Raw genomic sequence first — 14,308 nt, 5'->3', positions numbered from 1 at the left:
CCCCATTGTGATTTACAAGATACATCTATCAGAAAAAGATGTCAATACATTCAGATATAAGCGAGAACTCTGTCTTCTACATACGTGGCTTTACAATTGTAGAAGCAGCTAGTATAACAATACTAGAATACATTAAAAACAAGGCTGGTCTGACCCCTCCCCAGTAATTACCTGCTTCCATACTATCTAATAAGTAGCGTAAACTAGCAAGTTCCACAATACAAAATCCTGCATTTTTAATACATGCTCGGAGAAAAGTATTAGATAAGTGCGGTTTCGTATTTAGGTGCCTGTTAATATGGGGCTAGGTGAGGAGCGTGGGGTTTAAGGAGAGGTGATGTCTACCTTTTGACTGATCGAGTTAAGTAGAAAACTAACAAGTGGTATTAATAACGGGGGCAGGTCATGAGCCTTTCATCAGTGTCTAGACCCGAGCCTAAGCTCGGAAGCTTCTCTAATTCGCAACATTATATTCGTCACTATAGAAACCAATGCCGAGAAGTGTTCAGATTGTTTGGAGAATCCCCCGTCAACAGATGACTGGACTTTCTAAGCTTTGGAACCAGCATGTTCTTCTAGTCTAATATGGCGGTGGTGGGGTGGTAATCCCTTTGTCAAAGTAAGCGTCATATTTCCACTCTGTCCGGCCATGGTTCTTTCATCGCCGCCGACCATACTTTATCAATATAGTTCAAAATGAAGTAGTTCTGAAGCAGATGAATATAGAAAGCACCTCTTTCGGTAAGCTCGATTTGGTTTTGCTCCCTTTTAGCTAGACCCATTAATCTGATAACGTTAAAGATAACCCTCCACTTGATGCTGTCTCCAAATATTCCGTAGAATTCCTTGAGGTCTATATAGGTGTCGTAGAAACGCCAGTACAGCCAGTAGTGCTTTCTTAATTCCGCGGTGATGTCCATAGACAGAGCGACAGGTAATTGTCCTGCCGAAGCAGTCGCGATATAATCCTTGACGGAAAAGGTGTTCAGATAAAAGATGCCGGGCAGCATTGAGCCGGCTCCGGCGCCAATGCCTATGTAGGAATCTCTGGTAACCGAAGAATATCTTGGCGAGTAATTTCGCATAAAACCCCAAACAGAAACCCGGTGGTATCCGGTCCTGGTGAAGAAGCTGTGGATTGTCCGGTACATTTTCCTCCGCTTAAATATACCGGGCATCTTTAACCTTCTGATTTTCAGGTAACGACCAACCGATGAGTAGGGAAAAGTAAACAGAGGATACGTTGTCACCTGATCTGTCTTTAAATTTACCGCTTCATTCAGGTCGCACAGCATGTCCTCAACCGTCTGTCCCGGCAGGGCAAACATCAAATCGATATTCACCGATTTAAAATTTGAAGATAGGGCGAGATTGATAACGGAACGGGCTTTAGCTGCATTGTAGTTTCGCCCCAGAATCTCCAGGAACTTATCACTGAAGCTCTGCACCCCGATGCTGATTAAATCAACCCCGAAGCCTTTCAATTTTCGTACGATTGCCTCATCCAGATCGCTCGGGCTCGTCTCGATACAGATATCGCCGGTGACGGTGAACTTTTCTTTTAGAGATTTTATTATTATTCCTAGTTCGTCAGTCATGGTTGTTGGCGTACCGCCGCCGATATAAACGGAAGAAATTTTAATGTTACCCAGTATTGAATGGTATTGCTCTATCTCGTTGAGTACCGCTCTGGTATAAGGACCGGCCAGATTCCGGTCGTACTTGACCCTGTTGTAAGGGCAATAGGGACACATGTTCCGGCAGAGAGGGATGTGGATGTACAGGTCGATCCCGGCCAGTGATGGGATAGCCATGTCTTTTTTCCCGGTGAAGACAAATTTCTGTCCCTTGCCGATCAGGATTGTTCTGATACTTCTGGTTACGAGATCTACTATCATTTACTTTCGCGGCAGATAATTCATAGCGGAAAGAATCGCGGTGGGTCTTAGCTTCAGTATATAGATGATTTCAGGATAGCCCAGGTAACCGCAGTTTCTGCAGGCGTCACTATTACCGATTGCCCGGCAACACTGGTATAGCTTGTTGTCGGCATAGACATAGCATAGTTTAGAGGGCCGCACCCAATTATCTGCGTAAACACCTTTCAAGCAGGCGGAAGAATTGAATATTCTATGGCCCTTCCTTTTCAAGGCCAGTATGCGCTTTATGATTGCCCTCTTCTCTTCCAGGTTCAGAAACAGGTCGTCATAGCCGTAATAAGGCGTATGGAAGTAAAAGAATATTCCCCTGATCTGTTCAATTCCTTTCATCTCATCGCAAAATTCTTCGATTTCAGCCTGGTTGGCGCGGTTAATCGTGAAGTTAATTATGATATTAGGGTGCTTTGAGGCCTTGATATTTTCAATGACCCGGTCAAACGAATTACTTCGCAGGGTATTGTCGGTCTCCCGTAAGCCGTCCAGGCTGACGAAAACAGAATCGGTTGACACTTCGATGGGCAGGGTGCCGTTAGTATAGACGCTGACCAGATGAAACCCTATCTTTCTGGCCAGCTTAACTATATCCTCCATGCGATGGTTTCCGTCTCGCCAGAGAAATGGCTCGCCACCTTCTATAAAGACCGATCTAATTCCTTTGTCATAAAAAGTCTGCAGTCCCCGGCGGACATCTTCATAGGACAGATCGGGAATATTTCTATTGGCGACATCGCATTGTCTGCATCTTAAATTACACCTTTCATTGATGACCAAACCGCCGATGAAGGGGATTTCCTTATGGAACATCTTGGTCTGGATTAGATAATTCATCAAGTAGAGAGAATGCTTGATCTTCTTAACCATGCCCTTCTTATGCCTCTGGCAAGCCCCTCAGATTGTATGAAGTATAGCACCTACTACATGGCCCCACAATTTGCACGTTTTTCACTACATTGTAGACTGCAGCCAATAAACCCTAATATTCCGTTGCTCTCTTAACACTGGAGTTGGCTCATTGTCTCTAGAAGTTAGGAGAATTGTCCTATGGGTTCGAGCCAGCAGATCAAACAGTAACTGTCTTTTGATAACAAGTCAGAAGTGTGTTTTCTACCATTAATTCGTGAACTTCCACTAGAATGCACAAATGTCAGTAAGGTGCAATGGCAATTCGATATATTAGATAATCGGGGCAGGTGCAAATAACTGTCTGCCATACGCAGATTGGGTGATGCAATAGAAGTATGCTCTTACTCCAGCCCCTCGCTGCAAACAATCACCGGGATCGGTTGTTCTTCCGCCTGCAAACCCCTGCGGTCAATCCAGTCACGCATATTGTGCTGGTAATAAAGTTCACCCAGGTTTTTCATAAGAGCTTGTCCCGTAATGCCGTTGCGGCGGATTCGATTCAATTCTTGAGCTAAAGCTCTAGTGATAGCCCCACGGAACGCAGTTTCGAGGATGTTAATCTGGGCTTTTATGTCTTGTTCTTCGGTGGCATTGAAGAGAATACGCAATTCTCTAAGCACATAACGCTGCCCTTGAGTCAAGGAAGGTGTATATTCACGCTCGGCTTGGCGATTTTTGACTTCCTCGGCAAACTGGCGTTTCACACTCATAATGGATGCATTGTAACCTTTTGGCAGAGGGAGTCCTTCCAAATCTGGCCCGCATTTTATAGTACCGAGTATCCTTGGGATATCTCTGGTTACCACATTGCCGTTTTCGTCCAGCAGAAATAGTTGTTGGTAGCGGTTAGCCTGACAGAAGACGTAAGTTCCCTTGTTTTGTGCCGGCTTTACCGTGCGTATGCCGTCTCTTAAATTGGCAATACGTTCGTATTCCTCGGGTCGTTCTTTTCTGAGCTGGCGTAGCAGCTCCTCAGCCTCATTGATATCCAGAAGTTCGCCCTCTTCATAATCGAAAAGACCTAATTGAACACCCTTCTTCTCGTAGATGGCATACATTGCCTCTTCATTAAGCATTTCAGTGCGGTCGAGAATAGCTGAGTCTTCGCCGATGGTGTCGTGAATTTCCTGGATGCGGTTATGCAGTTTCTGTTTTAAGCCGAGATTACGTTCGATTCCCGTCTCGGGGAGAAAGTTGAATCCATAGATGATGTCGTGATCGGAGCCGATACGGTCGATGCGGCCGAAGCGTTGTATAAGGCGCACCGGATTCCAGTGTAAGTCGTAGTTGATAATTTTATCGCAGTCCTGGAGGTTCAAGCCTTCGGCCAGAACATCGGTGGCGATCACAGTCATTAGCTCACACTCGCCACCGGTGAAACGATATTCCGGGTTAGCTTTGGGAGCAAACCTGCCCACCACCCTGGCTTTACTCTTATCACCGCTGAAGATAACCTCGATTTCTGGTTTGCTGCCCCGGGGATTCAAATTGTCGAATAGATAGCGTGCCGTATCGGCATACTGGGTGAATATCAGCCGCTTGCCTTCTTTTAGCGGTTTCTTCGCCAGCTCTTCCTTCAGTTTCTGTAATTTGGCATCCTTATCCGCAGTGATAGGTTCGACCAGTTTTAGCATCTTATTAAGTAGCGCCACATCGTGCTCGATATGCCTGCGCAGGCGGTCGATATCAAAGTCCGCCGCATCGTAACGACCGGAGGCCTGCCGCAAAGCATCCATGAGGTCCTGTTCTTCAGATAAGCCCGGCTCGTAAAGGATATCTTCGGACTTGTCTCCGGCAGGGATGATACCCGCTGCCAGAGCCTTGAGAAACCGCTCATGAACATTGATCAACCTGCCGATAGTTTCTTTAAAGGCGTAGACGCTTGACTCAAAACGTTTGAACAGGAGTATGCGAATGAGGCCGCGCAGATTTACGCCAGCCCGGTGCAGGCTCGCGTAGGGTTCGCGACGTTGCTTGTCTTTGGCCACGAAGTGATATAACGCATACCGAGCATACGATAGCTCGCCCGGCACCGGTTCGACTGGATACCCTTTCCTTGATTTACCCAGGTAGCTCCGCAAATCCTGATAAAGTCCCTGGTATGTTTCCTCAATGCTGTATTCGATGGTTTCCAGTTCCCGTTTGGGGAAGAATTGATGTTTGCCGGCGACTATGACATAGGCCCGCCGCTGGCCGTTATTGTATTCCCGGAAACGGGCGGGGTCTACCGCTTGGTGAGTCTCGGCATCGAAGCCATACCAGCGCAGGATATGATTGCGGGTGCGTCGGATAAGCACATTAGACAGCAGATCGGGTAATTTCTTTTCACCCTTATCAATCAGCTTGAAGTACTGCTTCAGATCCGGAGGGTCTACCGGCAAGTCGGTCTTATCTTCCTGGTGGAACAGCTTGATTTGATAGTAGATATCCCAGGCCGTCTTATTACGCGGTGTGGCAGTCAGAAAACAACAACGCCTTCCCGTTGAAAGGAATTGCTGTGCTACCTTATAACGCTGCGTATCGGGATAACGGAAGTTGTGGCTCTCATCTATTAACACAAAGTCGCGGTCGTGATATTTAGTGCCCTTAAGCAACACGTTAAGACCGTCTTCGTCGCCTTCGCGTAGCAGTCCCATAGAGAGCACCCGGGCGTTAAGTTCATAGACCTCATTGTACCTTTCCCACATTTCTACCAGCGGCGCTGGACAGATTATCAGTGGACGGGCGTGGTCACTGCGTTCAAAATGTTTGACGATGGCGGCTCCGATATATGATTTGCCCAGACCGACGACGTCAGCAATGAAGACACCCCCGTAATCCCTGGTTATTTGTATCGCCTGCCGTACTGCTGTTTTCTGGAAATCGGCCAGTTGGCGGGTAATCTCGCTATCGAATAGAATATCCCGGTCATCCTCTCCCTCCAGCCTATCTTTGACCAGGGCGTATATCGTCTTCATGTAGATATCATAGGGGCGGACCGGAGCCAGAGCCCAGGACTGTTTCATCTCCTGCATCAGAGCCTCATCAAAGTCCTGGGAATTATCTGGGCTCCACAGCTCGTCAAACCAGCGCACCAGTTCGGCGTGGTTATCGTTACCCTGCACGATAACGTTTAGCTCCGTATTGTTGGTTACACCGGAGAGGGTAAGATTGGAAGACCCTACTATGGCAATACCCTTCTCGTGGCGTTCCACGGGTTTGCCGCTGCCGTCAAATACAGTACCGTAGTCAAAGATGTAGGCCTTGGCATGGAAACGGCCTTTAGTATAGACCCGTACCTTCAGGCGCTTGTCTTCTATCATGCGTACCATCTCTTTGACCAGGCTTTCTCCCTCATCGGTCTGGTCCATGAGTTCTATGCTAGAGCGGACGTTTTCTGCCGTTTCCGTGGCCATTCGCTTAGTCTCGGTCCTTTTGGGGTAAGCTTGTGCCTCGGCTGCATCCCTGACCAGTTCCAGCCGCCGGTAGCCTTCGGCAAGCTGCTCTAAAGTCTCGCGGTTGGTGGTGTTGCCAATTAGCAGGCGCAGTTCCTTGACGCCTTTGAGCTTATCGGCGATGCTGGTAAGACCGGAAAGGAAGAAATAACCAACAGCAAACCGGGCTGATTCCGTTGAACTCAGGATTTGGTTAATGTGGTCAACCAGTATCTCTTTCCGGTTATCGATGATATCGTGTGCCGGCATCTAAATCCCCCTCAAGCCAGGCTTGGCCGAGCTTGGCTTGATATTCTACCTTTAATACAGAATCACGATGAGAGGATAACCAAAGGGTCCCGTCCCTCGGTAATGGCTCTTCTTCTTTTTACACATATTCGAGCTTCGGGCATTTCTCATTTGTTCAGTAGTAGACCTGCCTTGTAATTCACGGATGATGATGTCGCTATCCGTCAGGTTTTTCAGCTCTCGCTGAACCGCACCTCAGCCGATTTTTACGGCATCCAGCACCTGCCTAGTATAAAAAGGTGTCAGCCCCCGCCCGTAAAGAAAGGTAAGCAATGCCTGCCGTGTTTTGCCGAAGATACCGCTACGCAAATTTTCATTCATAGATGTTACCCATTTCGGGTATGATATTACTCATATTAGGTAACAAAATCACGAGCTTAGTACTCCCACCTGTAATATCACAAGACCTATTGAGACTTGCTTTTGATCTTCCAGAATAGCCATCCATTTACTGCGTGTCCTGTAACAGCCATAGCTGCACCACTAAGTGTATAAAATTCACGACCTTGAAGACTTACTGCACGACGTTTAGGATCTGCTGAAGATTTAACTATAACAGCTTCGTAAACTTGACCTTTAGACCTCCCCACTAGTTTGATCCCGACAGACGGTAATTCGCGGCTAATTCGATTTCGTTTTCGAATATCCCTATTATCTGTGCTTTTCTTCGACATGTTCACCTCCTTTTTAGGTACTCGACCTATTGATAGTTAAAGATGTTAAGTAATCAGTAGCTTCGCTATATGTACCCCCATCGTTTAGGTGAGTTCGACAGAGGACGAGTAGATGCGTAATAATCAGAATAATCCGAGTCGCTCGGTGAAAGAAACCTGATTGTACAGCTATTTCCTTCGATTTGCATTGTAAACAGGTAATTGTCGTGTCTCGACGGTAGTAGGCTACGTGCTGCTGAGCAACTCAATCTAAAATTTGCGACAGATTCAACCTCATAAAGCCGGCTGGATGTTGACACTTCCCGTGATCTATATCGTAAGAGTGTGTTAGAAAACACGCGTTGTCTGTGGCCACCTGGTGACCTAAGAAATAGATCAGGCCATCCCCAGAAGTCCACGTTAGCTTTGCGGGCTGCACGTGGAATAATTGCGTCCGATTCTCCCGAATTTGGGAAGTCGTTTGGTTGGAGCGTTTGGACATAAGTGGTGCTATTCAGATCTATTTCTGTAGTTGTAGCTGATGCTGGAAACAAATCATCAAGATTGGCTTCAGTCTGAGATTGCCTGAACGCCCCCCTTCTTTCTAGGTTAGAAATCAATTGTTCTGAATAAGGACGTATACCAGGTAGATTCCGAATCCTAGCCCATCGGTTTTTCCACTCAGTTATTTGGTTGGAATCAGACGGTCTATTAAACTTCAAGTGAACGTTGATCTCCAGATTATGTTTAAGCCCGGCACCAGTCAGATTACTTGACCCTACGAATACATCTAATTGTGTGGCTGTGTCTAGGTTAGTATTATTTGCTAAAAGATAGAGTTTTGGATGAAAGTTACCTTGCCCCCTTTGCCAATATAAGGACATGTTGGAAACCCCTATGATTGCAGCCAGACTGCGCAAAGCTCGACTACTCGAATTTCTAATACCAATTACAACGTCTGCTTGACCATCTTGTTGGAGGATTTGCGACAAATGTCGTCCAATGATGTCAATTGCACCATAATGCAGATAAGCCACCGCAAGTGAGACGTATTTTGCCTGGATCAGAACTCCATCAAGCACTTGGCCGAATGGTTGTAACCTTACACTCGTAGGTGCTGGACCAATGATCTCATATTCCATTTCCTTCTGCCTTCCGAATGTTATTCAAGGAGTCTGCTTTTAATAAACGTTCTTGGATTAGGAACAAGAGAGATTCATATAGATAGTCCACATGCGCTGGGGCTATTCCTAGCTCCTTGAATACTATCACGTCTAAATCTCTTCTGTCCTGCTGTTTCGTTTCATCAAAAATAGACAATATTGGTCTCTCTGACAATAAATCGAATGTTCGGAGTAAGCTCTCAATAGAAGATTGTTCGAATGAGAGTATGTCTAAAGCGAGTAATCTCTCCATGTCTACGCGAGCATACTGAAGAACACCAAGGCCTAACCCAACTCGCCCCAGTACCTCAATGAATAAATACGATGATGTCGAGTTAAGCAGTGCTATTTGTGCGTGTTTACGGGCTCTGTAATTTGAGTTTAGGGTCAATCCGTAGAATGTCTGATCTTCAATTGCTGGAAAGTCGTAAAAACCAAAAAAGAAACGCCGATCAAAAAAACGGTTGCATGCTACATCTGTCGTTCCAATGTTATCGATAGTGTACCATTGTTTTCTACCGGACACAGATGGTACTTCGGGCCATGCAATACCCGCTAATGTTTTTTGTCTAGCTTTTGTAACTTGTCGTTGCCCCCATTGAATATAAGACAGAGCACCCTTCTTTCCCCTCTGCTGTAACTCCGCAAGACTTAAGTCACAGCAGAACAGGTATACTTTAATGTTTTCCCTTTTGAGACGAAGGGATTCAAAATCTTTAGGTGACTTGGCCACTGGCAAAAGGAATTCCTTCTCAATCCCAAATTCTTCTATTATAGTCTCGTCTACATAGAAGAACTCGTTGATACCTGTCTTAATCGGGTACCTGACGCGACCCAGGTCTCCTAGTGATATGAGTCTTTTCCCTGCCTTTTCTAGTATCGTCCAGTAGATGTCCGGTGCTCTCAGGTATTTGCCGCCCCACTTGTTGCCGATATAGCGGGCAGTCTTAATCAACGGCCCTACAGTTTTGCCAGCTTCCTCTTCCTCCGGTATCTCACAGCCGTCTTCCAGCAGCTTGCTCTGTTGAATGGGAAAGGTACGATATTCTTTGGTCGCCCTGCGTTCGGTTGCCTCCTCAATCTCGTCGAATATTATCGGTGACAGGATATGCTCGAACGGCGCACGGAACATGACGAAGCGGGCCATCTTTTTCAGCGCTAACTCATAGCGATCATCCGGAGCGGATAAAAGCACGATGATTGAGTTTACATCGGCATTGGCAAAGCTACGCTTCACCTGGTTGTCCAGCACCAGCTTGACATGGCCGTGTTTGAGCAGAAACTCCTGCAGGTCCGCCCCGTAGCCGACATCCAGCCAGGAGTTGGAGGTAATAAAGCAGAATGAGCCTTTAGAATTAAGCAATTTAAGACCGCGTAGATAGAAATAAATATAGAGGTCGCTCTTGGCGTCAATCTTGTGTGCCACCGTGTTGCTGCCGGATTTGTAGCCGAAAAAGTGCGGGAACGCCTGGTACACCGAGCGTGCTAATTTGTCTTTATAGACCCGCTTGTTGTCCGCCGTCACCTTGTCACGAGGCGTCCGTGGGTCGGCAATCGCTTCCTGCCGTACATACGGCGGATTACCGATAACAATATCAAAGCCTTCTTTTTCCCCTTCAAAGATTTCCACAAAGGCAATATCCCAGACGAAGGGTACTTCTCTGGCGGAGCTGAGTGCTTTCCGTGCCGCTTCAATCTGTGCCAGTTCATTGGTGAGGTTCTCAATCTCCTGCCGGTATTTACTTGCTTCAAGATTCATCTGGTGAGGAGGCGCTGCTTCTACAGTACCATCCAGCCTTATCCGGCGTTCCTGCTGGCCTTCCAGTTTGCGGTAGCGGGACTTGAGTTCTTCCTGAATGGTCTGGTAGCGGGCATTCAGCATCTCCATAAAAAGGCGTTTCTCCTCATTGCGGATGGCCTCTACCGACTTCAGCTTACCGGTAGCATCATTGTCATAAAATCTGAGCTTCTCATTTTTCAGATCTGTGATTCTGGTTTTTAAAGACGGTGGTATCTCATGCGAGGCGGCAATGTGGCCCAGATTAATGCCGCCAACTTCTTGTACCAGGCTGTCCCCGCAGCGAATCTTGAACGAGAAGTGAGGCAAGAGAGGCTCCCGCCGCACATGTAGTTCTTCCTGGGTGAATTCAGCATCTATAATCAGCGCCAGCCAGAGGCGCAACTCGGCGACATGACAGGCCCACTCCATTACATCCACGCCATAAAGCGATTGACCGACTATTCGCTTCTTACGCTCGTAAGATGTTTCTGTAGTGTCAAGCTGACGACCTGCCCGCTCCTGGAGGTCATCCAGGATATTTAGCATACCCACCAGAAAAGAGCCGGAACCGCAGGCCGGGTCTAGGACAGTAATGTCACGTAGCCGCTCGTTTAGGTTTGGCCATAGATTAGATCTGGTAACGGTTTGGTCAGCATCGGTTTTCTCGTCTGGTTCCAGGGCAAAGACTAGTTGGTAAAGTAGTTCCTTCTTGTCTTCACCTAAATGGTTAGCCAGGTTGTCGACCAGCGATAAGCGACACATCAGGTCGATTTCCGTTCTGGGGGTATAAAAGATGCCGGCCTCACCACGCTTGTCGACTTCCTCGGATACATTGACCAGGCTTTCATAGACTTTACCAATCATCTCCGGGTCGACAGCTACCTCTTTATCCAATGGGCTGTCTTCCGCGATGGTAAAGTTGTAACGTTCCAGGAACTTTAGAATTTGTTCGAAGCGCTGGTCGGAGATGGTAGCTTGATGCTCCTGGTCGAGCTTGTTCTTGTCAAAGAGACCACCGTTAAGATATGGGGCCAGGGAGAGCGCGCCTTTAATCTCGGCTGGGAAGTGTGTATGGTAGGCGATGGGCTTATCACAAAAGGCCTCAAAGAAAAGCACCGTCAGCCAATTTTCCACGAATGTATCCATGGTTTGCCCAGAGTGCTGGTAGCTCTTCCAGAAGGAAAGCAGAAAATCACGGTCATTGCCCAGCCAACCCTTACGCTGGATGAAGTAGATAAACATGCAGCGGTTGAGGAACTGGAGTGAATAGTCATGTGCCCAGACATGGTTGCTTGACTGCTTCTTTAAATCGTCTTCCAGAATCCTGAATATCGCTTTGTATTCTTCAAAGAACTGCCTGGTAACTGCTTCAACGTCAAAAGCTTCATCATGCCTTGACTGGATAGTTAATGGCTGCGCGCCAAACATGTCCGGCTGGATAGACTGCAGGTCAAGCATGGCAATGCGCTGTGAGGCGGTGCGAAGGCGCTCCTCCGGACCGATGCTGATACGTCGAAACAGGCGACGTTTTTCGGTTTCAGCATCATATTTTACGTTGATAAAGTGCCAACGGTCCTGTGTCTGGTTAGAAAAAATGAACATGCCGTATGGATGTTCCTTGAGAAGCTGATTGACCACGGGGCGTTCCTGGCCTAGTAGCAGCCTGTCTTGGGGGAGACGGCTGTAAACAACGTGGAAGTCATGGTTTTGTCCACCGCCGGCAAAAAGAACCGGGTCTTCGGTGATGGCGTTGGCAGCGCTTAAGTTCCAATCACGGCGCGATAGGGGCTGATTTATGCGGTCATAATTCAACTCTGACCAGAACAGCTTTTTGAGCGGCTCGAGGCCTCGGAGGTCTATAAGGAGTTTAAGAACAGATTGTTCCCGTTCTTGGCGGTCTATCGTTCAATCTCCTAAACAGGTTTCCGTGGGCAAAGTTCACATAACTGGCCTTATCTTACACCACAAGCAACTACACTTCAACAGAATTATGGGGTACATCATTACACGAAACGTCAGAAAGTTCAACGCTTACAGATGGGTTTTCCTCAACAGGTTGAAACAACCGAAAGCCCGGAGTGGAAGTTGACCGTCCCTGTGGCATGAGGCTATTATTATTGCCAAGGGCGATGACGAATGATAATCGTTTGATCGCTAGTTCCAAAGGGGAATTCCTTATAGGAGATAGCAGTGAAAAAAGTAGCTATTATGACTGATACCGTCAGCCAAATGCCTCAGGAAATCGCCAATAGCTACGATATTAAACTAATGCCTTTGAACGTTATTATAGAAGGCAAGACGTATCTTGATACTGAGGTAAATCTAGCCTGGTTTTATCAACAAATGCCTAAGTGGAAGGAGGCAAAAAAGATACCTAAGACTTCATCTATCTCTGTAGGGGTTTCCCAAGAAGCATTCCGTGAACTAAACCAGAAGGTAGAGGCTATTTTATACATAACTCACAGCGTAAAGCTTGGCATGTCACCAAATGCGGCGATGCAAGCTAAAAAGATAACTGAGGATGAGCTGCCCCAGACTGTTATTGAGGTGATTGATTCTGGCAGCGCTTGTGGAGCTGAGATGCTCGTTGCTTTGGAAGCTGCCAGAGCGGCTGCCGCCGGCAAGAGTCTCCCCGAGGTAGTTGAAGTGGCTAACAATATAGTAAGAAAGGTTAAATATATTCTCCTATCTGATGACCTTTACTACTTAGTCAAGGGAGGCAGGACACATAAAGCCCGTCCCTGGGCAGGTTCTAAAATTACTAGCACGGCTCTTTTGGAATTGGATACTTCTACCGGCGGAGAGCACATACCTCTAGCCAGGTGTAGGACTAAAGGCCAGACACTTGAAGCACTGTTTGATGTAGTGAAGCAGAGGAGTGGAGGTAAGGGACTACATGTTGCCATAAACCATGCTGATGCCTTAGCTGAAGCCGAAGAACTTAAACAAAAGACATTATCACAGTTCCAGTGTGTTGAGCTTTATATTAGCCCAATCTTGCCTGTAGTGAGCACTAATGTTATGGGGGTCGTACCTTTAGCTGGTGGAGTGAAGACTGAGATACGAAGGTATTCGGTTGAGTCTGTTATTCCCTTGCGGGTGGAGCGAGGAGTACATTGAAGATTATAAAGGCAATATTTTTTGATTGGATGGATACCGTAGGACATCCTGAAATAGAAAGACATGACTTTGTTACCCAGATCTTTTCTAAATTTGGTATAGAGGTATCCCCCGAGAAGCTAATACGTCCTATTTATATTGCTGAGACTGAGCGACCCGGCGGTACTCCATATCGTTGGGATGAATCGAAAGATCCAGAATATTTTCTTCAGTATGTAGAACTAATATTGTCTCGTATCGGTGTAACTTTGCCTAGAGACACAGTCTTTCAGATTATGACGATGATGAGCCGTGATGCCAAAAAGCTAGGTTTCAGCCTTTATGATGACGTACTCCCAACCATGAAGACCTTGAAGAATAACGGCTTTATTCTCGGATTAATTACCAGTATGAAGAAAGAAATAAACCTTATCGCCGGCCAGCTCGGCTTAGAGCCCTATCTTGATTTCACTATTACTTCCAGTGACATCAGAGTTCCCAAACCGAAACCACCAGTCTTTTTAGCGGCGTTGGAACGTGCCAGTGTTAGAGCTGCAGAAGCTATATATGTGGGTGATCAGTACAGTACGGATGTTGTTGGTGCTAAGGGGGTGGGTATTAGCCCTATGCTTCTTGATCGTTACGATTTATTTCCTGAGATAACCGATTGCCCCCGAATACGTACTCTGACTGAGCTCCCAAGTATTATTTGGTAATAATCGCTCAATTCTTTCGCGGAGATAGCCAAACGGAACGTCATCTTCAAAGGATGATCGTCGGAGTTAGAGACACGGGGGATAGACCCTGACATTTTCAATTGAACAGTAAAGCCAGAAGGTTGAACAAAATATTTCAGTATCATGAAAGCTATTCGCTTTCTAGCTCGCGTTGGCACCCTTGAGTATTATTATCACAATTTAGAATATCTATTCATGTAGCTGTCGTGCTTGTGTAATGCCTCTTCTTAAATGGCAATCTAGTTTGAAGCATTGCCTCCGAAAGGATAGAATAGACAGACATGCGTAGACAATACCATAGTTCCACATTA

At 46.7% G+C, this 14,308-nt stretch carries 8 protein-coding genes; 2 read left to right on the top strand and 6 right to left on the bottom strand.

Going from position 1 to position 14,308, the window contains the following annotated elements; genetic code table 11:
* Positions 1-626: 626 nt before the first annotated feature.
* From PHI12_10370 to PHI12_10345, 6 genes are all read right to left on the bottom strand, one after another.
* Positions 627-1,898 (bottom strand): coproporphyrinogen-III oxidase family protein, encoded by a 1,272-nt coding sequence (locus PHI12_10370; GenBank protein MDD5511199.1) that lies wholly within the window; start codon positions 1,896-1,898, stop codon positions 627-629.
* A complete protein-coding gene (locus tag PHI12_10365; GenBank protein MDD5511198.1) occupies positions 1,899-2,801 on the bottom strand; it encodes a radical SAM protein in 903 nt (300 codons plus the stop codon).
* 383 nt (positions 2,802-3,184) lie between these two features.
* On the bottom strand, positions 3,185-6,526 hold the full coding sequence (locus PHI12_10360; GenBank protein ID MDD5511197.1) for a phospholipase D-like domain-containing protein: 3,342 nt from the start codon (positions 6,524-6,526) through the stop codon (positions 3,185-3,187).
* 234 nt (positions 6,527-6,760) lie between these two features.
* On the bottom strand, positions 6,761-6,886 hold the full coding sequence (locus PHI12_10355) for a hypothetical protein (protein MDD5511196.1): 126 nt from the start codon (positions 6,884-6,886) through the stop codon (positions 6,761-6,763).
* A gap of 86 nt (positions 6,887-6,972) precedes the next feature.
* On the bottom strand, positions 6,973-7,239 hold the full coding sequence (locus tag PHI12_10350) for a hypothetical protein (GenBank protein MDD5511195.1): 267 nt from the start codon (positions 7,237-7,239) through the stop codon (positions 6,973-6,975).
* Between the two features lie 1,110 nt (positions 7,240-8,349).
* The gene (locus tag PHI12_10345; protein MDD5511194.1) at positions 8,350-11,973 is read right to left on the bottom strand and encodes an Eco57I restriction-modification methylase domain-containing protein; all 3,624 of its coding nucleotides are present in this window, start codon (positions 11,971-11,973) and stop codon (positions 8,350-8,352) included.
* 378 nt (positions 11,974-12,351) lie between these two features.
* Here PHI12_10345 and PHI12_10340 point away from each other — a divergent pair, with 378 nt between their 5' ends.
* Together PHI12_10340 and PHI12_10335 are read left to right on the top strand one after the other, a co-directional pair.
* Positions 12,352-13,281, top strand: a complete 930-nt coding sequence (locus PHI12_10340) for a DegV family protein (GenBank protein MDD5511193.1) — start codon at positions 12,352-12,354, stop codon at positions 13,279-13,281.
* Positions 13,278-13,976 (top strand): HAD-IA family hydrolase, encoded by a 699-nt coding sequence (locus tag PHI12_10335; protein ID MDD5511192.1) that lies wholly within the window; start codon positions 13,278-13,280, stop codon positions 13,974-13,976. The genes PHI12_10340 and PHI12_10335 overlap by 4 nt, the downstream gene beginning before the upstream one ends.
* Positions 13,977-14,308 lie beyond the last annotated feature (332 nt).

The sequence above is a fragment of the Dehalococcoidales bacterium genome (assembly GCA_028716225.1).
Taxonomy (GTDB): domain Bacteria; phylum Chloroflexota; class Dehalococcoidia; order Dehalococcoidales; family UBA5760; genus UBA5760.
Note: the sequence above shows the minus strand (reverse complement) of the source record. Positions and strands in the feature narration are given on the sequence as shown.

Bases quoted from the DNA above. Each gene is read 5' to 3' on its own strand.
- PHI12_10365 (MDD5511198.1), bottom strand. From the start codon at position 2,801: ATGGTTAAGAAGATCAAGCATTCTCTCTACTTGATGAATTATCTAATC.
- PHI12_10360 (MDD5511197.1), bottom strand. From the start codon at position 6,526: ATGCCGGCACACGATATCATCGATAACCGGAAAGAGATACTGGTTGAC.
- PHI12_10370 (MDD5511199.1), bottom strand. From the start codon at position 1,898: ATGATAGTAGATCTCGTAACCAGAAGTATCAGAACAATCCTGATCGGC.
- PHI12_10355 (MDD5511196.1), bottom strand. From the start codon at position 6,886: ATGAATGAAAATTTGCGTAGCGGTATCTTCGGCAAAACACGGCAGGCA.
- PHI12_10350 (MDD5511195.1), bottom strand. From the start codon at position 7,239: ATGTCGAAGAAAAGCACAGATAATAGGGATATTCGAAAACGAAATCGA.